The following is an 18,714-nucleotide window of genomic DNA, read 5'->3' as shown; positions in this document are numbered from 1 at the left end:
CGAACAACCGACTGCACTGCATGCCCTGCCGGTAAAATCATCGCTTTTGCCAGCCCGCCCGGGCGTGGCCACGACAGGCGCGTTTTGCCGCTTGCACGACCTCAGGACCCCTTGTGACCTACGCCCACGAAACCCGGCGCCGCCGGACTTTTGCCATCATTTCCCACCCCGACGCGGGTAAAACCACGCTGACCGAAAAGCTGCTGCTGTTCTCGGGCGCGATCCAGATCGCCGGCTCGGTCAAGGCCCGCAAGGCCTCGCGCCATGCGACGTCGGACTGGATGGAAATCGAAAAGCAGCGTGGCATTTCGGTGGCTTCGTCGGTCATGCAGATGCTGTACCGCGACCACGTCATCAACCTGCTTGACACCCCCGGCCACAAAGACTTCTCGGAAGACACCTACCGCGTGCTGACTGCCGTGGACTCGGCGCTGATGGTGATCGACGCGGCCAACGGCGTGGAGGCCCAGACCCGCCGCCTGATCGAAGTGTGCCGTCAGCGCGACACGCCCATCATCACCTTTGTGAACAAGATGGACCGCGAAGTGCGCGACCCGCTCGACATCCTCGATGAAGTCGAGCGCGAGCTGGGCATGCCCTGCGTGCCCATGACCTGGCCTGTGGGCCAAGGCAAGAGCTTTGGCGGCATCATCAACCTGCGCACCCAGGCCATGACGGTATTCGACTCTGGCAGTGAGCGACTGCCGCAAGACTTTGAAACCATTCCGCTCACCGAGCAAGCCCAGCTGTCCGAGCGCTTTGGCCTGGAATGGCAAACCGCGATGGACAGCATGGAGCTGGCCACTGGCGCATCGCCCGCCTTTGACGAAGCGGCCTTCTTGGCGGGCAAGCAAACGCCGGTGTTCTTTGGCTCCGGCGTGAACAACTTCGGTGTGATGGAAGTGCTCGACGCCTTGGTGGATCTCGCCCCCGCACCCAAGCCCCGCACCAGCAACCTGCTGGTCAACAAGCAGCCCGTGGTCAAAGAAATCCAGCCCGAAGACAGCGCGTTCTCGGGCGTGGTGTTCAAGGTGCAGGCCAACATGGACGCCAACCACCGCGACCGCATCGCGTTCGTGCGCATGGCCTCGGGCAAATACACCCCCGGCATGAAACTCAAGGTGCAGCGCACCGGCAAAGAGCTGCGGCCCACCAGCGTGGTCACCTTCCTATCGCAACGGCGTGAAGCGGTGGACGAAGCCTACGCGGGCGACATCATCGGTTTCACCACCCACGGCGGTGTGCAGCTGGGCGACACCATCACCGACGGTGCCAACCTGCAATTCACCGGCCTGCCCTTCTTCGCGCCCGAACTCTTCATGACCGTGATCCTGAAGAACCCGCTGCGCACCAAACAACTGCAAACCGGCCTGGACCAACTCGGCGAAGAAGGCGCGATCCAGGTCTTCAAACCCGAAATCGGCGGCCCCATGCTGCTCGGCGCGGTGGGTCAGCTGCAGTTTGAGGTGGTGCAGCACCGCCTCAAAGCCGAATACGACTGCGACGTGCGCCTCGAAGGCTGCCAGTACACCGGTGCCCGCTGGATCACCGCCGACACCCCGGCTGAGCTGCGCGAGTTCACCAACGCCTACCCGCAGCGCATGTCGCTCGACGCGGCAGGCACGCTGGCTTACTTGTGCACCAGCCCGTATGACGTGCGACTGGCGCAAGAGCGCTTTCCCAAGATCCACTTCCACCCACTGCGCGAGCACGCGGGGCTGGCCTTGGGATCGGCTGGATAAATTTGAAAAATAATTGGGATCTGACCCCAATTGATTCAAAGCGACTTTCACTGATGCAACCCGTCTCCAGCTGGCAGGTTCCCCGCGCCATCGTCGGCGTCTTCACCGACATCGACGACACGCTGACCACCGACGGGGCCATCACGCCCGATGCCTTGCAGGCGCTGGCCGATCTGAAAGCGGCGGGGCTGCATGTGGTGCCGATCACCGGCAGGCCTGTGGGCTGGAGCGAGCCGTTTGCGGCCCGCTGGCCGGTGGATGCGATCGTGGCGGAAAACGGTGCGGTGGGGCTGCAACACATGCCCGGTCAGGGCCTGCGCAAGCTGTACCAGCAAGACGCCGACACACGCACTGCCCACTTCGCCCGCATGCAACAGGTGCTGACCCACATCGAGCGCACAGTGCCAGGCGCTGGCCGTTCGCAAGACAGCGCAGGCCGCGAGACCGACATCGCGATTGACCACGGCGAATTCACCCACTTGGCGCAAACCGCCATCAATGAGGTGGTGCGCCTCATGCAGGCCGAAGGCATGACCGCCACCGTCAGCAGCATCCACATCAACGGCTGGTTTGGCCAGCACAGCAAGCTGACCGGGGCGCGCTGGATCGTGCGCGAACTGTGGGGGCGCGATCTGGATGCCGAGATCGACCGCTGGGTCTATGTGGGCGATTCGACCAACGACCAGGTGATGTTTGCGCACTTTGCGCACAGCGTGGGCGTGGCCAACATTCGCCGCTTTGAGGCGCAACTGACACACCCGCCGCGCTACATCACATCGGCTGAACGAGGGGCCGGATTTTCAGAACTGGCCAAGCATTTGCTGGGCCAACGCCAAATCTGAACAGCAGCAAAAACCTGGCGCTCAGTTCACGGCGCAAATGCCGCGTTGATTTCCTCCACAGCGGCCAAGGGGTCTTCTCCGCTGAGCGAGTACAGGCGCAAGCGCGACATCAGGTAGCTGTAGCGTGCCTGAATCAGGTCACGGCTGGCCGTGGCCAGTTGTTGCTCGGCGTTCAACACATCCAGCTGACTGCGCACCCCGGCGCGCACCGACTTGAGCGTGGAGTCCAACAACTGCTCATTGGACTTGAGGGCTTGCTCCAGCGCACGGATTTTCAGCACGCCCTCGGTCACGCCACGGTATTCACGGTGCACGCGCAAGCCCAGGTCACGGCGCAAAGCCTCCAGCGCTTCTTGTTGGCGCAGCTTGTCAGCGGCGGCCTGGCGTTCCAGAGAGCTGACATACCCGCCTTGGTACAAGGGAATCGTCAACTGAAAACCAATGGCCTTGTTCTCAAAACGCGAGTTCAGGCGCGTGACGTTTTCACTGCCACTGTCGGACCATTGCAGCACCGCATCCAGGGTGGGCGCGTGACCGGCCCGAGCTTTCTGGATCTCTTTGGTGGCCGCCTGCAAGCGCGCCTCCAGGGCCTTGACTTCGGGGCTTTGGGCCAAAGCCTTTTCAATCCAGCCATTCAGGTCGTGCGCCAGGGTGGGCATGGCCTGCAAACCCGTGGGCTTGAGCAGGTTCAACTGGGCCACCGGCTGGTTCAGCAAAATTTCCAACTGGCGGCGTGTGTAATCCTCGTTTTGGCGAGCCTCCAGCTCCTGCGCCAGCGCCATGTCCAGACGGGCTTTGGCCTCGTCAATGTCGGTCCGGGTGCCTGTGCCCGCCACCAGCGCCTTTTGGGCGGCCGCCAACACGGTCTGGTACTGCTGCTTTTGCACCAGAACCAGCTTCAGCTGCTCGGCACTGAGCAAGGCTTCCAGGTAAGCCGCGCCCACCCGCACCGTCAGGTTTTGCAATTCACGCTCGAACGTGGCCTCGGCCTCGGTCACCACATCCTGGGCCTGCTTGTACTGAAAGAAGCGCTGCAGGTTGAACAGCGGCTGACGCAAAGACAAAGTCTTGTTGTCGCTGAAATAGTCTTCCTTGGTGACTGTCGATGTGGTGGTCTGCAGCTGATTGCTGTTGCGCGCCACGTTGGCCGACACGCTGGGCAGCAGCTGGGACTTGGCTTGCGGCAAACGCTCACGCCCCACATCCAGCGCCGCACGCGCAGAGCGAATGGTGGCATCTTGCTCCAGCGCCGTTTTGTAGGCGTCCAGCAAGCTCATGGCCTGCACGCTCCAGGCCGAGCTGGCCAAGGCCAAGCCCAGCAGGGTGGTTTTGATCGGCATGGCCATCATTCCTCCTTCATGGCGCCGGCCATGCGCTTGAGCAAGGGGTTCAGCAAATATTTCAGCATCGACCGCTCACCCGTCTTGATCACGATCTCGGCCGGCATGCCTGGCTGCAATTGACGTGCGCCGAGGGTCTTTTTGCCTTCGGGCGTGACCTGCAAGCGCGCCAGGAAGTGCGACACCTGCGGGTTTTGGGGGTCGGTGACCAAGTCGCCCGAAATCGACAGCACCTTGCCCTCCACCACCAACTGGGGCGAGTGGGCAAAGGTGTTGAAGCGAATGTCCGCCAGCAAACCCACCGAAATCTTGTCGATCAAATGCGGGGCAATGTGCGCCTCCAGCAACAGGTCCTGCTCTTGTGGCACCACGTCCATCAATTTTTGTCCGGGCTGCACCACGGCACCCACCGTCTGCACGGCCAGGCCCATGACATGACCTGCTGCGGGCGAACGGATGTCGACGCGCTGCAGATCCTGCTTTTGCGCCACATATTTTTCAGCATCGGCCTGCACCTCGCGTGCCACATCGGCCAGTTGGGTTTCCACTTCCTTGCGGTACTCGGACTGGCGCGCCAGCATGCGCTGGTTCAGCTCGGCCATGGAACTGGTCGCCCGCAACACGGCACCCGACAACTCGGCGATCGATGCCTGCGTATCGGCCTGCATGCGTTCGAGCTCCGATTGACGGTTGCGCGGGGCATAACCATCCTTGACCAATTCGCGGATATTGGCCAATTCATCCTTGACCAGCAGCAACTGCTTTTGCCGCTCCAGCAAAACCTCCTGAGACGCCTCGCGCTGTGCTTTCAAACCCTTCACGCTTTCTTGCATGCTCTGCAACTCGGCCTTCAAGGCCTGCTTGCGCGATTCAAACAACTGACGCTGGTTGTTCACCTGCGCCAGAATCTCCGGGTCGCTCATGGCCTCCAGCACTTCGGGTTGGAAGGTGATTTTGGCCAAACCCTGCTGCTCGGCCTGCAAACGGCTTTGCATGGCGCTCAGCCCCACATAACGCTGGCGCACCGACTCAAAGTTGGCCCGGCTCACCGCCGAATCCAGTCGCATCAACACCTGGTCGGCCTTGACTTCGTCGCCCTCGCGCACCAGCACCTCCTTGACGATACCGCCCGACAAGTGCTGCACCGCCTTGCGTTTGGTGTCAATGGCCACGGTGCCCATGCTGGGCACACCCTCGTCCAGAGGTGCCAAACTGGCCCACAGCAAAAACCCGCCAAAGCCCAAACCCAGCACCCACAAGCCCTTGCGGGCAATGCCCCGCGTGTCGGCCGAAGCGCGCAAAGCGTTCTCGTCGCTCGAACGGGCGACCTGCGCATCTTCCACCTGCGCGCCCAACTGCTTGGATAATTTTTGATTCGACATCACCAGACCTCTAGAAAAATGTTTAAGCCGACTGTGCAGCCGACGGGGCAGACGCCGCCGCCAGGGCCGCCGCTTCTTTTTGTTTTTTGAGCGCTTCCAGCACGCCATCGCGCGGGCCGCTGGCCACCAGCTTGCCGTCTTGCAAGATCACCACACGGTCCGCCACGGCCAGCACACCGGGTCGGTGGCTGATCAGCACCACATTGGCCCCTTTGCTCTTGAGCAACTGCATGGCACCCACCAAGGCTTTTTCGCCCTCATCGTCCAGATTGGCGTTGGGCTCATCCAGCACCACCAGCGAAGGCTCACCGTACAAGGCTCGCGCCAGTCCAATACGCTGACGTTGCCCGCCTGACAAGAACGCCCCCGCCTGCCCCATCGGCGTGTCATAGCCCTTAGGAAACCGCAAAATCATCTGGTGCAAACCAGCCGCCTGAGCCGCCGCGATCACCGCCTCGGAATTGACCTCACCAATGCGCGCAATGTTTTCAGCCACGGTGCCATCAAACAACTCGATGTCCTGCGGCAGATAACCCACATACGGCCCCAGGCTCTCGCGCGTCCAGTCGGTGATGGGCGTGCCATCCAGCAGCACACGACCGCTTTGCGGCAAATGGCCAATGCCCATCATGGCGCGCGCCAGGGTGGACTTGCCCGAGCCCGACGGGCCCAGGACCACCGTCACCGTGCCCGGCAAGGTTGTGAAACTCACATCGTCCAGCACCGGCTTGTCACGCCCCGGCAAACTCACCACCACATGCTCCAGCGTCAACTGCCCCAAGGGTCTGGCGTTCAAGACTTCGGTGCGGCCAGCAGGCGTCAGTTTGAGCAAGACACGCAAGCGCTCAAACGCATCCTTGGTCGTCAAGAAACTGGGCCAGGTGGACACCAGCAAATCGATGGGCGCCAGCGCACGGGTCATCAGCACGTTGGCCGCGATCATGGCACCAGGGCTGATCTCGCCCACCACCACCAGCCAGGCCCCCGCCCCCAGACTGAGCGACTGCTGGGCATAACGCACAAACTTGCTCAGCGCCGTCAAGCCACCGGTCTGCTGCTGCGCATTGCCCGCCAGCAACAAAGTCTTGTGCTGCTTGTCTTGCCAACGACGGTACAAGCCATCGAGCATGCCCATGGACACCAGCACATCCACATTGCGCAGCTTGGAACTCAAAAACCCCTGCGTCTCGGCCTGCGAACGGCTGGAAATCAGCTGCGCCTCTTTGCTCTGGCGGTGGCCAAACCAGGCGATGCTGCCCTGCACCACCGCGAACACCAGCGCCACCACACCCAGCCAAGGGTGCAGCAAAAACAGCACCCCGATGTAGATCGGCACCCAAGGGCTGTCAAAAAAGGCAAAGATGCCGTTGCCCGTCAAGAACTGGCGCACCGCCGTCAGGTCCGAAAACGCTTTGGCCGGCGACGAATCGCCGGGGTTCAGGTACGCCAAAAACGTGCCATTGAACACCTTTTGGCTGAGCAACTGATCGAGCCGAACGCCCGTGCGCACCAGCAAAATCGAGCGCGCCCACTCAGAAAACGCCATCACCCCGAACAGGAACAGACAAATCAAGGACACCACCAACAGCGTCGTCTGGCTCTGACTGAGCATGACCCGGTCATACACCTGCAGCATGTAAAGCGTAGGTGTGAGCATCAGCAGGTTGACCACCATGCTGAACACCCCCACCACGGCAAACTCGCGGCGCAATTGCCACAACACCGAAGACAACTCGTCGCGCAAGATCACGTTTTTGTTTTTCATGTTCAACCTCAAGCCCCTTGCACTGCAGGCACAGCGGCCTGGCCACCCGCCTGACCCGCAACTTGCGCGCTCGGGCCGCCACGCAACTTTTGCATCACCTCGGCCGTGCTGCCAAACAGCTGCTGAGCGCCATCACGCAGCACCAACATGCGGTCCGACACTGCCAGCACGCTGGTGCGGTGGGTGATGACCACAAATGACGTGCCCTGCGCTTTGAGCGAGGCAATCGCCTGGTTCAAGGCCGCATCGCCCGCCTCGTCCAAACTGGAGTTCGGTTCGTCCAGCACCACAAACACCGGGTCGCCATACAAGGCTCGGGCCAATGCCACGCGCTGGCGTTGACCACCCGACAACAAACCGCCGTCGCGCCCCACCGGCGTTTGGTAGCCCTGTGGCAAGGCCAAAATGAATTCATGCAAGCCCACACGCTGCGCGGCAGCCTCAACACGGGCCATGTCCACTTCGCCAAAACGGGCGATGTTTTCGGCCAGCGTGCCTTCCAGCAACTCCACGCCCTGTGGCAGATAGCCCAGGTACGGGCCCAGCTCGGTCTTGTCCCAAACGTGCACGTCCACGCCATCCAAGCGCACTTTGCCCGCCATCGGGTGCCAAATGCCCATGAGCAACTTGGCCAGCGACGTTTTGCCCGAAGCCGAAGGCCCCACCACCGCCAGCACCTCGCCCGGGGGTAACTCAAAACGCAAGCCACTCAGCACCGCAAAGTTTTGCCCGGGCGGCGAAGCCGTCAGGTTCTCCACAGTCAAATGGCCTTTGGGCGCGGGCAGCGGCATGTTTTGTGGGCGCTCAGGCACCTCGGCCAACAAGGCATCCAGTCGCTGCCAGGCCCCGCCCACGTTCACGATGGCGCTCCACTGCTGCACGATCTGTGTCAGAGGTGCCAACAAACGACCGCCCAGCACCGAGGCAATGATCATCATGGCCGAGCCGCCATTGAGTTCGTTGCGCAGCAAAAACAACGCCCCCAGACCCAACAGCACCGAACCCATCAACTGCTGCAACAACTTGGACACCGCGTTCAGCCCACCTGCGGCCTCCGAGGCCTTGGCCTGGAAGGCCAAAAACGTGTCCTGACGTTTTTGCCAATGCCCACGCACCGATGCCACCATGCCCATGGACTCCATCACCTGCGCATTGCGCAGCGAAGCCTCGGCATAGCTTTGTGCCATCTGCGAGCGGCGCTGAGCCTCCAGCAAAGGCTCACGCGAGGCGCTTTGCAGCATCCACGCCACCGTGGTCTGGGCCGCCGCGCCAAACACGGCGGCAAAGCCCAGCCAAGGGTTGATCGCAAAAATCAACACCAGTGACACCACGGCCATGGGCAACTCAAAAAACGCCGACAAAGCCGGGTTGTAAAAGAACTCGCGCACTGAGCGAAAATCGTTTTGCGCGTCCATGGCACCGGTCATGTTCTTCGTGCGCAAACCGTCGAACATGGCGTTGTACACCCGCTGCGACATCTTCAGCTCCAGCTGTATGCCCACGCCCCACAACATACGGGTGCGCATTTTCTCCAGCACCTCCATCACCGCATAAGCGCCCAGCGCCACCAGCGTCAACGACGCCAACGTCATCAAGTTGCGGCTGTTGACCACGCGGTCATACACCTCCAGCATGTAGACCGTGGACGTGAAACCCAGCAAACCAATGACCAGGCTCAGCAGCAACGCCGTTCGCCAAACTGGTTTGAATTGGGACAGAGCCAACTTGAGCTCTGAGGGGGGGGAATTGGGCTTCATCAAGCAACCTCTACAGAAACGTAATCCGGAATCAGGGGGCCCTGCACTTCAGGCTCGGGCACATCCTGCGTTTGTTCAGTGGTGTTTTCGGTTGGCCCAGACTCCAGCCAGAACGACAACACAAACACCCCGTCTGTGCCACGGCTGAGCACTATTTCGCGCAGCTTGCCTTGCTCAAACAAGGCCCGCTGCTCGGCAGGCAAAGTCAGCTCAAACTGCATGCGCCCGTCCAGCGTGAACAAGGACAACTTGTCCGCCTTCAGGCTCAGTGTGTGGCGGTCAAAGTACACCGGGCACGTGTCGGCAAAGCGCAGAACCGGCAGCGCACGGTCGCCCATTTTCTGCACATTGAAAGCGCTGGCCGGGCTCTGAAACACCAGCCTGGCCGTGCGGGAAACCGCATAAATCGCGTTGCACACCATTTGCGAACCCAGCGCCGGGTGCTGCTCGCGCAAGCTGCGGTAATGTAAGTGGTGCAAGGCCACCCGGTTCCACACCCGCGTGCGGGACACCTCGGGCGCCAGCTGGTTGCAAACTTGTGCGAACACCTTTTGCAAAGCCATCAAACGCTCATATTGAGCGGCTGAGGCCTTGAGCGGAATGCGCAGAACTTTATTCATATAGGAAGAGTATACCGCTTCCTATATGAATTTTTTACCCAACAGGGTAAATCTCACCACTTTAGATGAAATTGATAGAAATTTACAAAATAATTGATTTTCACTTCAAATGCGCAGGGTCCCCCGCCAAGAGCCCGCTGCCCGTGCTCAACCCACCACCTGCACCATCTCCACCGCCTCAAACAGTCGATCCCGGCTCAGGTGCGCATAACGGCTGGTGGTGCGGATGTCGGCGTGGCCCAGCAGCTCTTGCACCTCGTACAGGCTGCGCCCGGCATTGACCAAAAACGAGGCAAAGCTGTGCCGCAGGTCATGCACCCGCAAATCGGGCAAACCAGCGCGGATGCGGGCCGCATCCCAGCTGTAAAAGAAAGACACATAAGGCAAGCCCGTGGCCGGGTTGGCAAAAATGTGGCGGCAGGCCAGGTCGCCGCTGTCGGCCACCGTGCTGTTCATGCCCCCGGCCATGCCCGCCAGGCGCTTGAGCGACTCCAGCAACTGCAGCGCCCCGGTGGACAGCGGAATATGCCGGATCTTGCCCGACTTGGTCTTGGGAATGCGCCACGACTTGCGCTCCCAATCCACATCGGCCCACTTGGCATCCAGCACCTCGCGCTTGCGCGCCCCGGTGTACAGCAAGAACAACACGATATAGGGCAGCATCTCGCTTTCGCTCTCGCGCACGGCGGCCAACAGGCGCGAGGTCTGCTCCGTCGTCAAAAAGCGCTCGATCTTGTTGTCATCCAACAGGTTTTTAACTTCCTTGACCGGATTGGTCTCCACGCCCGGCACCTTCCAGCGCACCGCCAGCGTGTAGCCATAGCGCAGCAGCACCAGTGCCCGGTTGCAAGTGCCCGGCGCGTAGCCACCGGCCTTCATCTGCTCCACAAACACCGCCACATCGGGCGGCGTGAGGCTGCCCATGTGCTTGCTGCCCAGCTTGGGCAACAAATGGTTGCGCATCATCGAGTCGTCGGTGTCCCAGCTGCGCTTGTAGCTCTTGATATAGGGCAGGTACTTTTCTGTGAAGAAAGCCTCAATGGTCGGCCCCAGCACATGCACTGGCTCGGCCATCGGGTTGGTGCCCGCCTTGGCCTTGCGCAGCAACTCGCGTGCGCCCATGCGGGCCTCGTCCAGCGTCATCAGCGAGGCATCGCCCAGAGTGACCACCCGCAGCTTTTTGTCGAAGCGGTAGCGCACCCGAAAACTCTTGCGCCCACTGGCCAGCACGTCGACATAAAAGCCGCGCAACTCGGGGTCAAACACCTCCATGTGTGCCCGACCCGGGTCACATTTCAAATGGAGAACAAATTCATTCGTAAGTATGTTTTTTGGCATGATCATATTATTTTAAACACTTCATTTAATGTGAAAAACAATACTTTTGTATATTTTGTCGTTGAACGACGAATATCGTCGTTGGGAAAACGTTTTTATTTTACAAGATAATTTTCTTGTTTAAAAACAATAACTTAGAATATACAGTATTTCATGCTCACTACTGGTCTGGACAGCCTGACAGGCACCGACGGTGACGACGTTTTCGTCGGTGGCGTGGACGTTGGCGGCTCCACGGTCAACACGCTGAGCGCACTTGATGCCGTCAATGGCGGCGCAGGCAAGGACACACTGAAGATTGGTTTCGCGGCAGGCACCATTGAGTTGCCTAGCCTTACCAGCGTTGAAGTCATTGAAGTTCAGGGCGCAGGCGATGTCACCGTTGCATCTACGCCAGCAGACGTGACCAATTTGAATGTGACTCAAGCTCAGAAAGTCGACTTGACAGCCAGCGCCACTACAGCTGTTGCTGTATCGGGTGCGACTGACAACATCAAAGTTACAGGTGGCTCGACTGTAGCCGTGGCTTCTGCGACAGCTGCTAAAACTGTCACCGTGGCAGACAGTAAAGGCGCTGTGACAGTGACTGCGACCAACGGCGCAGGCGACATCAAGGTTGACGGCGGTACAGATGTAACAGTGACTTCTGGCGGTGCTGCTGCTGGCAAGATCGACATTGGTCAAGTTGGCCCAACTACAGCGCCCACAGGCGCGATCACTGTCGCATCGACAGGTGCTGCCTACGTTGCTGCTACAAAAGCCGAACTGGGTGCAATCAACATCAAAGGCGGAACCACAGTCAGCGTGACTCAAACTGCAACTTCCGACGCCACAGCCGCAGCAAAAGATACAGCTGCTGAAGCCGTTACCCAAGGCGCAGTGACCGTTAATGGCGGTGACAAAACCACGACCGTAACCGTCAAACAAGACGCTGCTGCAACCGCTGCAAACGCTGTCGTCGCTGTTGCCGGTGTTAAGCAAGTGGATACAGTCACTTTTGCCGATGCCGCAGCTGGCGCAGTCATTGCCGTTGGTGGCTTGACTTTCACGACAGCCAAGGCGCTGACAGCCGCTGAAGTGGCCGCCGCTTTTGCCAACCTGAGCGCAGACGCAGTGCACGGCTCTGCCTCAACCTCCAAAGGCATCTACTCCGGTACATTCGGTGCTTACAGCACAGGTGCTGTGACCACCACAGGCAGCGTGATCACTGTTGATGCGACTGCAAAAAATGCAGCAGCAGCTGCTGCAAAGATCGCCACGACAGGCCCAACGTCAGACATTAAAACTCCTGGTGCCGCCGCTACTGAAGCAGTAGCAGGCAAGATGGGAGTTATCGGCGGTGTAGTTGTTGTAGACGGCGCAGAGATCACCACCGTGTCGCTTGATGGTTACGGTGCAGCCTCAACTGTCACCTCCAACAAACTGGCCAGCCTGAGCTTGGCCAACAGCGCTGCAGATTTGGTCGTTGCCAACACCAAAGCCACCACGCTGGCCTTGGCTGTGAACAACTTGGGCGCTGCAAGCACGCTGGATCTTGGTGCGACTTACACCACACTGAACATCACTGCCGATGGCAAAGACTCTGCTCTTGAGTTGACTGCAGCCGGTGTGAAAGCAGTGACTTTGGCCGGTACAAAAGCGGTCGACTTCAAAGCTTCAGTTTTGGCCGCCGTTGAAACACTGACCGTGACCGGCGCTGCTGGCGCAACTTTTGATGCCACGGGTTCTACGACATTGAAGTCTGTGGACACCACCGGCACAACCGGTGCTGTCACCGCCACGATTGATGCATCCAAAGCCACCTACACCGGTGGTGCAGGTGTAGACACCGTCACCTTGACTGCCTCAAGCGTGACCAAAGCTGTGAGCACTGGCGCTGGCAACGACACTGTTGAGTTGGCTGCAGGTACGACAGCACTGACCGCCGCCGTGTCCGGTGGCGACGGCACTGACGAGTTGGTGATGGTCGCAGCCGATGCAAAAGATGCATCTGCAGCAGCCACTTTTGAAGCCAAGATCGACGGTTTCGAAATCCTTGCATTGGGCAATGTGGGTGCTGCAACTGCAGTCAACCTGGACAACTTGGACGACATCAACCACGTCATCACAACAGGCGGCACCAAAGACTTGACGCTTGACAAAATGCTGAACAACGCGACTGTCGAGTTGTTGGGTGCCAATACCGATCCTGCCGGCGTGACCATCAAGCTGAAGGACGCAACAGGTACCACCGATGTGGTGAATTTGGTGGCTGACGCCGCCGAATCAGCCAACGTGACCATCGGAAAAGTGACAGTCGCTGGCGTTGAAACCATCAACCTGTCGGCCATGTCGACTAAATTTGTGGACACCTTGACCCTGACCGCCGCCGCTGCAACCACAGTGAACGTAACAGGCAAGGGTAACGTCAATTTGGACCTGACTGGTTCGACCAAAGTCACCTTGGTGGACGGCTCTGCCGCCACTGGCAAATTGGTCGTGGCAACTGTCGGTACTGCAGCAACCACAGTTAAAGGTGGTTCCGGTGATGACACTTTGACAGCCATGGGCGAAGGCGACACTTTGCTGGGTGGTGCAGGCGCTGACACACTGAAAGTCATGGATAACCTGGTCACTTTGACCGGTGGTGCGGGTGCAGACACATTCGACGTGAGCAATGTGACCGCCAACGTGAACAGCTACGCCACAATCACCGACCTGACCGCAGGCGACCTGATCAAGTTCAGCGCTGCCGCTGCTGACTTCCTGGTTTCTAAAGTGGTACTGGCTTCTACGGCCGTCTTCCAGGATTACGCGAACGCTGCCATCAATTCGACAGACGCTGGTGATGTGTCTTGGTTCCAGTTAGGCGGCAACACTTACGTTCTGGAAAACGTGTCCAATGCGGCCTCGTTCAACAACGCCAGCGACATCATCGTCAAAATCACTGGCACAGTTGATTTGAGCACAGCAGCGTTCAGCTCCAGTGCAGACACATTGCTGATCGCCTGATCACGCTTTCATCCGGCCCAAGCCACTTTGATGGCAAGGGCCTGTAATGAAACCTTCAAACCCCATCCCTCACAAGGGGGTGGGGTTTTTTTATAACACCACAAAAGGACACCCCATGAGCGACTGGACCGCTGGCTATGTGGCCGACATTGGCTACACCTATGGCTACTACACCGAACTGAACCCGCAGCGCGTGAAGCTGGCTTTTTTGAACCAAGGCCTTGTTTTCCCTGAAGTGGGCACGGCCTGTGAATTGGGTTTTGGCCAAGGCGTGTCGGCCAATTTGCACGCAGCGGCGTCGGTCACGCAGTGGCACGGCACCGACTTCAACCCCGCGCAGGCCGGGTTTGCGCAATCGCTGGCGGCGGTGTCCGGCAATGGCGCGCGTTTGTTTGACGAAGCCTTTGCCGAATTTGCCCAGCGCAGCGATTTGCCCGAGTTTGACTACATTGTCGTCCCTGATAAACCCCTGAAACCCGCATGAATGCTAGCTTTCAGGGTCATTCCCAATGTTCAAAACTCCCACATTGATATTCAATGGAGGCTGTTTTCTGGGAGTTTTTGAGGCCCATATGTCCATCACCGCCGATTTCTTTCGCAACCGCCTCGATCAAATGATCGATCTGCGTCATCCATTGGCCGTTTTGGCCAACCGCATGCCTTGGCAAGAAATCGAAGCTTCTCTTGCCCACCTCTTTGCCCGCCAAGTGCGCGCTGGCAAGAAGATCGAAGATTCGGACTTGTTTGGCGCAACCGAAGTGATTGCCGGTGCTGGCGTCTCCAAAGCCGGTCGCCCGCGTTTGCCCACCCGCCTGATGGTCGCCCTGCTGTACCTCAAACACGCCTTCAACGAAAGCGATGAAGACCTCATCCAGCGCTGGGGCGAGACACCCACTTGGCAGTACTTTTCTGGCAACGAATACTTTGAGCACCGCTGGCCTTGCGACCCGACTCAACTGGTCAAGTTCCGCAAACTGCTGGGCGAAGAAGGTGTCGAGGAACTCCTGGCCCGCACGGTAGAGGTTGCCGTCACCCTGAAGCTCATTGCCAAGAAAGAGCTCAGTCAAATCATTGTCGACTCCACTGTTCAAGAAAAAGCCATCGCTCATCCCACAGATAGCAAGTTGTTGGAGACCGCTCGCGTCAAACTGGTTGAAGCGGCCAAGGCCGAGGGCATCGAGCTCAAGCAAACCTACGCCAAAGAAGGCCAACTGCTGGGCTACAAGGCTGGGCGCTACGCCCATGCCCGTCAGTTCAAACGCATGCGCAAGGCCATCAAACGCCAAGCCACCATCGTGGGCCGATTGCACCGCGAGATCGCACGCAAGATGACGACCTTGAGCCAAGCCGTTCAAGACGCTTTGGGCGTGAGCATCAACAAAGCCAAAAGGCTGATCGCCCAGTCGCGCAGCAAAAAGGCGCAAGACAAACAACCCAAGCTGTACAGCTGGCACGCCCCGGAAGTGGAGTGCATCTCCAAAGGCAAGAGCCGCAACCCGTATGAGTTTGGTGTGAAAGTGGGCATTGCCACCACACTCCAAGGCACTTTGATCGTGGGTGCCAGAGCCTTCCCTGGCAATCCTTATGACGGGCACACGCTCAATGAGCAAGTGGAGCAAGTGGAGCAAGCCAGCATCCTGATGCAAGCCCTGGACACCAAGCCGAACAAGGCGATCGTTGACCTGGGCTACCGGGGGGTGGACAAAGCCAACACAGACATTGATATCAAGCACCGGGGCAAATTCAAAAGTCTGACGGATGAAGACAAAAAAGATCTCAAGCGCCGACAAGCCATCGAGCCCATCATTGGACACTTGAAAGCAGATCACCGAATGAACCGGTGCCACCTGAAAGGGTCACTGGGCGACAGTTTGCACGCGGTGTTGTGCGCAGCCGGTTACAACATTCGGTGGCTGCTGCGCATGATCGTAAAAAAGGGCATCAGCCTTTTTTTACGCCTGCTTTTGTCCACCGGTTTGGGAGAGTTGGGCCACCGATTGCGGCAGTTTTTTATGGGTCCCTCGGTCAAGTCCGGATCAATGAGCTTGACCCTAGCCTGAAAGTGAATTTTTCAGGGGTGACTACATTGGGTTGCATGGCATCTGGAGCTGGATCAGCGACACCAACCGCCAAGTGATCGTGGACTTTTTGCGCAGCAAGCTCAAGGTGGGCGGTGTGCTTTACATCAGCTACAACACCTTGCCCGGCTGGGCCACATTTGCCCCCATGCGCCACCTGATGACCGAGCACGCACAGGTGCTGGGCTCTGAAGGCGGTGGCATTGTCAACCGCATCAATGGCGCGATGGATTTTGCCGAGAAGTTGTTGGCCACCAACCCAGCTTACAGCCGCGCCAACCCGCTGGTGGGCGACCGGCTGACCAAGATGCAGGCGCACAGCCGCGATTACCTGGCGCACGAGTACTTCAACCGCGACTGGCACCCCATGCACTTTGCCACCATGGCCGAGTGGCTGGAAGGGGCCAAGGTGCAGTTTGCTTGCTCGGCCAATTACCTTGATCACATTGATGTGATCAACCTGAGCCCGGAGCAGCAGATTTTTTTGAAAGACATTCCGGATGCGATGTTTCGCGAAACGACGCGGGATTTCATGGTGAACCAGCAGTTTCGCAAGGACTATTGGGTCAAGGGGGCGCGCCAACTCAACACGCTGGACCAGACCGATGCGATGCGCGCTCAGAAGGTGATCTTGACCAGCCCTCGCGCCGATGTATCGCTCAAGCTGCAAGGCGCTGTGGGTGAGGTGAGCCTGAGCGAGGGCGTTTATGGCCCGATTCTGGATGCACTGGCCAGTCACCAACCCATGACGCTGGGGCAGTTGGAGCAGGCCACGCAGGACAAGGGCGTGAGCCTGGCGCAGATCATGCAGGCGGCCATGGTGCTGACGGGCGCAGGGCATTTGGCTTTGGTGCAGGCCGATGCCGTGGTGCAGGCAGCCAAACCCAAAACCGACAAGATCAACGCCCACATCATGCACAAGTCTCGCGGCAGCAACGAGGTGAGTTACCTGGCCAGCCCGGTGACGGGTGGCGGGGTGACGGTGAACCGGTTTCAGCAGCTGTTTTTGATGGCCATGGGGCAGGGCCTGAAGGAGCCTGCGCAGTGGGCGGCCTTTGTGTGGGACATCTTGAACCAGCAGTCGCAAAAACTGGTGAAGGGCGGCGAAACCATCGAGTCAGACGAGGGCAACTTAGCCGAATTGAGCGCCCAAGCCGCAGAGTTTCAGGTCAAGGTCTTGCCCGTGCTGAAAGCCCTGCACATCGCATAAACGCAGGCGCGGCCCTCACAGCAGCCACAGCACGTTGTCCGCCACCATGCTGGCAGAGGCCACGCCCACGATCTCAATGAAAGGCCCTTGAACGCAGGCCGTGTGCAAATAGGTGCCGGGTGCCAGCTCCGTCCAGCCCATGACCTCGGCTTCTATCTCTTGCAGCTCACGCCAAAAGTCGGCCTCAACCTCGGCAAGGTTGGGATTGGCGGTTTCCTGTGCGGCTGCCAGCGTGCGTAGGTTGGTGATGGGCATATCGGTTGATGGGTGAGCGAGGCAAGATGCGGTCAAATGGAAAAGTTCGGGTTCACGGTGCACTTGGCCGGTTGACTTGCTGCCATTGATCGCCCTGCATTATCCAATAGGTATGCAGCCGGTGTTTTGACGCGCTGGAGGCGGGCGGGTCATAGCTGACCACGGCCACGGTTTGTTGCTGGTCTTTCCATTGGAACGCGGACACCATGTGCCATGCCTCTCCCCCATCGCGCAGGTCTGCAGGTTGAGGCCAAGGTGGTTGGCTACTGCGTTTTACAGGTGTGACCAGAGACTTGGTTTGATCACCCGACGCAAGGGCCGTCACCGTATGCCAGTTCAATTGTTCAGCGATGATGACAGGGGTTTCTGGCGGGATGCCCAACTGCACCAAGCGTGTCATGTCGTCATTGGCCAGCACCACGCAGCCATCGGTGGATGTGGGCGCACGTGCGTACTGGCTACTGGCAGAGCCATGCAGCCAGATGCCTGAACCGGTGCGTTTTTGCCACTTGTCGATGGGACTGGGATAGTCCAGCGTCAACGCGCCCGAGCCGTACAAATCGGGCAGCATGGGGTCGGTCAAATGCTTCTGTACAAAATAAACACCTACGGGTGTTTTGCCGTCGCCTTCACGCCATTTGCCAGTGCCGCTGTTGCCCACAGACACATACGCATCAAAGATGACCAGAGGGACAGCATCAGGGAGGGCATCGGTCTGCCGGGCCAGCACATAAAGGCGGGACTTATGCGCATCGACAAGCACCACATGGTTGATTTTGGAAGACAGGTAACGCAAGGGTTCAGGCTGTTTGCCAGCCAAAGCTTCCTTGCCGGCATGACGGGTGCGCCTTTGGGCTTCGATTTGGAGTTCGCTCAGGCGGCGCTGTGATTCGGGGTTTTTCCAAACCATGTCGATGTCGCTGGGCCTTGGCGCCATGGTGGCCGTCAAGTCCGCGAGCAACAGGTTTCCAAGCTGAAAATTCGGATATCTGTAGGCCATGTCTTCGGCCACCTTCAAAGCTTGTGCGTAATGGCCCTGTTGCAACAAGCGGGAACTTTGCAAAAACAAACTTTCGCCGCTGTCAGACAAGGTGCGTGGTTTGGCTGCGACTTTAGGCGGCACCGGGGCACCGTCTTCTGCAAATGACCGGGTCAATGGCTTCAGGTCCTCGGGCTCGAATTCGTGAACGGTCTGCCATGGAACGCCTAAAGACGCTGGCCTCACAAGGCTGCCGGTGAATTGTGCGGACTTGGCAGACACATTCAGGCCGTCCAGCCGAAACGCCCCAAATGCGAGCAGGCTCAACAAGGCGGCGATGAGCATCATTTGCCCTGTTCCGCTTGAGATGCCCAGCTGCAACAACAGCCGTTGAAGCCGAGTGATGAGCGACATG

The 18,714-nt window shown here is 59.1% G+C and carries 14 protein-coding genes; 6 read left to right on the top strand and 8 right to left on the bottom strand.

From position 1 onward, the window contains the following. Window positions 1–113 precede the first annotated feature (113 nt). Entirely contained in the window at window positions 114–1,742 is a 1,629-nt protein-coding gene (locus B9Z47_RS02780; RefSeq protein ID WP_108329698.1) for a peptide chain release factor 3, read from the top strand. Window positions 1,743–1,795: 53 nt separating this feature from the next. Next, the gene (locus tag B9Z47_RS02775) at window positions 1,796–2,584 is read left to right on the top strand and encodes an HAD-IIB family hydrolase (RefSeq protein WP_108329697.1); all 789 of its coding nucleotides are present in this window, start codon (window positions 1,796–1,798) and stop codon (window positions 2,582–2,584) included. A 26-nt stretch (window positions 2,585–2,610) separates the two neighbouring features. Here the strand turns inward: B9Z47_RS02775 and B9Z47_RS02770 are convergent, their stop codons facing one another. From B9Z47_RS02770 to B9Z47_RS02745, 6 genes are all read right to left on the bottom strand, one after another. Then, window positions 2,611–3,924, bottom strand: a complete 1,314-nt coding sequence (locus B9Z47_RS02770; protein ID WP_233253617.1) for a TolC family outer membrane protein — start codon at window positions 3,922–3,924, stop codon at window positions 2,611–2,613. A 5-nt stretch (window positions 3,925–3,929) separates the two neighbouring features. After that, a complete protein-coding gene (locus B9Z47_RS02765; protein ID WP_108329696.1) occupies window positions 3,930–5,306 on the bottom strand; it encodes an HlyD family type I secretion periplasmic adaptor subunit in 1,377 nt (458 codons plus the stop codon). Window positions 5,307–5,328: 22 nt separating this feature from the next. Then, on the bottom strand, window positions 5,329–7,071 hold the full coding sequence (locus tag B9Z47_RS02760; RefSeq protein WP_108329695.1) for a type I secretion system permease/ATPase: 1,743 nt from the start codon (window positions 7,069–7,071) through the stop codon (window positions 5,329–5,331). An 8-nt stretch (window positions 7,072–7,079) separates the two neighbouring features. Beyond that, window positions 7,080–8,828: a type I secretion system permease/ATPase gene (locus tag B9Z47_RS02755; protein WP_108329694.1), complete on the bottom strand. Its 1,749-nt coding sequence runs from the start codon at window positions 8,826–8,828 to the stop codon at window positions 7,080–7,082. Then, entirely contained in the window at window positions 8,828–9,448 is a 621-nt protein-coding gene (locus B9Z47_RS02750) for a hypothetical protein (protein ID WP_199226239.1), read from the bottom strand. Before B9Z47_RS02750 ends, B9Z47_RS02755 begins: the two co-directional genes overlap by 1 nt. 147 nt (window positions 9,449–9,595) lie before the next feature. Beyond that, complete coding sequence (locus tag B9Z47_RS02745; RefSeq protein WP_158271608.1) at window positions 9,596–10,720, bottom strand: site-specific integrase; 1,125 nt, start codon at window positions 10,718–10,720, stop codon at window positions 9,596–9,598. A gap of 219 nt (window positions 10,721–10,939) precedes the next feature. Here B9Z47_RS02745 and B9Z47_RS02740 point away from each other — a divergent pair, with 219 nt between their 5' ends. From B9Z47_RS02740 to B9Z47_RS02725, 4 genes are all read left to right on the top strand, one after another. Beyond that, a complete protein-coding gene (locus B9Z47_RS02740) occupies window positions 10,940–13,777 on the top strand; it encodes a hemolysin-type calcium-binding region (protein WP_108329692.1) in 2,838 nt (945 codons plus the stop codon). A 115-nt stretch (window positions 13,778–13,892) separates the two neighbouring features. Beyond that, window positions 13,893–14,261 carry a hypothetical protein gene (locus B9Z47_RS02735; RefSeq protein ID WP_369911642.1) on the top strand — a complete coding sequence of 123 codons (369 nt, stop codon included), beginning with the start codon at window positions 13,893–13,895 and terminating at the stop codon, window positions 14,259–14,261. Window positions 14,262–14,349: 88 nt separating this feature from the next. After that, window positions 14,350–15,837: an IS5 family transposase gene (locus B9Z47_RS02730; RefSeq protein WP_233253616.1), complete on the top strand. Its 1,488-nt coding sequence runs from the start codon at window positions 14,350–14,352 to the stop codon at window positions 15,835–15,837. A gap of 31 nt (window positions 15,838–15,868) precedes the next feature. Beyond that, complete coding sequence (locus B9Z47_RS02725; RefSeq protein WP_233253615.1) at window positions 15,869–17,065, top strand: methyltransferase regulatory domain-containing protein; 1,197 nt, start codon at window positions 15,869–15,871, stop codon at window positions 17,063–17,065. Between the two features lie 15 nt (window positions 17,066–17,080). On the opposite strand, the gene B9Z47_RS02720 is transcribed toward B9Z47_RS02725, so the two are convergent. Both B9Z47_RS02720 and B9Z47_RS02715 read right to left on the bottom strand, forming a co-directional pair. Next, window positions 17,081–17,320, bottom strand: a complete 240-nt coding sequence (locus tag B9Z47_RS02720; RefSeq protein WP_108329690.1) for a hypothetical protein — start codon at window positions 17,318–17,320, stop codon at window positions 17,081–17,083. A gap of 52 nt (window positions 17,321–17,372) precedes the next feature. Then, window positions 17,373–18,713 (bottom strand): murein L,D-transpeptidase family protein, encoded by a 1,341-nt coding sequence (locus B9Z47_RS02715; protein WP_108329689.1) that lies wholly within the window; start codon window positions 18,711–18,713, stop codon window positions 17,373–17,375. Window position 18,714: the final 1 nt, after the last annotated feature.

This window comes from Limnohabitans sp. 2KL-1 (genome assembly GCF_003063435.1).
GTDB lineage: Bacteria > Pseudomonadota > Gammaproteobacteria > Burkholderiales > Burkholderiaceae_C > Limnohabitans_A.
The sequence above is the reverse complement of the archived record's forward strand: the minus strand, read 5'-3'. Positions and strand labels throughout refer to the sequence as shown.

Bases quoted from the DNA above. Each gene is read 5' to 3' on its own strand.
- B9Z47_RS02770 (WP_233253617.1), bottom strand. From the start codon at position 3,924: ATGCCGATCAAAACCACCCTGCTGGGCTTGGCCTTGGCCAGCTCGGCC.
- B9Z47_RS02750 (WP_199226239.1), bottom strand. From the start codon at position 9,448: ATGAATAAAGTTCTGCGCATTCCGCTCAAGGCCTCAGCCGCTCAATAT.
- B9Z47_RS02765 (WP_108329696.1), bottom strand. From the start codon at position 5,306: ATGTCGAATCAAAAATTATCCAAGCAGTTGGGCGCGCAGGTGGAAGAT.
- B9Z47_RS02735 (WP_369911642.1), top strand. From the start codon at position 13,893: ATGAGCGACTGGACCGCTGGCTATGTGGCCGACATTGGCTACACCTAT.
- B9Z47_RS02715 (WP_108329689.1), bottom strand. From the start codon at position 18,713: ATGTCGCTCATCACTCGGCTTCAACGGCTGTTGTTGCAGCTGGGCATC.
- B9Z47_RS02775 (WP_108329697.1), top strand. From the start codon at position 1,796: ATGCAACCCGTCTCCAGCTGGCAGGTTCCCCGCGCCATCGTCGGCGTC.
- B9Z47_RS02760 (WP_108329695.1), bottom strand. From the start codon at position 7,071: ATGAAAAACAAAAACGTGATCTTGCGCGACGAGTTGTCTTCGGTGTTG.
- B9Z47_RS02730 (WP_233253616.1), top strand. From the start codon at position 14,350: ATGTCCATCACCGCCGATTTCTTTCGCAACCGCCTCGATCAAATGATC.
- B9Z47_RS02720 (WP_108329690.1), bottom strand. From the start codon at position 17,320: ATGCCCATCACCAACCTACGCACGCTGGCAGCCGCACAGGAAACCGCC.
- B9Z47_RS02745 (WP_158271608.1), bottom strand. From the start codon at position 10,720: ATGGAGGTGTTTGACCCCGAGTTGCGCGGCTTTTATGTCGACGTGCTG.
- B9Z47_RS02755 (WP_108329694.1), bottom strand. From the start codon at position 8,828: ATGAAGCCCAATTCCCCCCCCTCAGAGCTCAAGTTGGCTCTGTCCCAA.
- B9Z47_RS02740 (WP_108329692.1), top strand. From the start codon at position 10,940: ATGCTCACTACTGGTCTGGACAGCCTGACAGGCACCGACGGTGACGAC.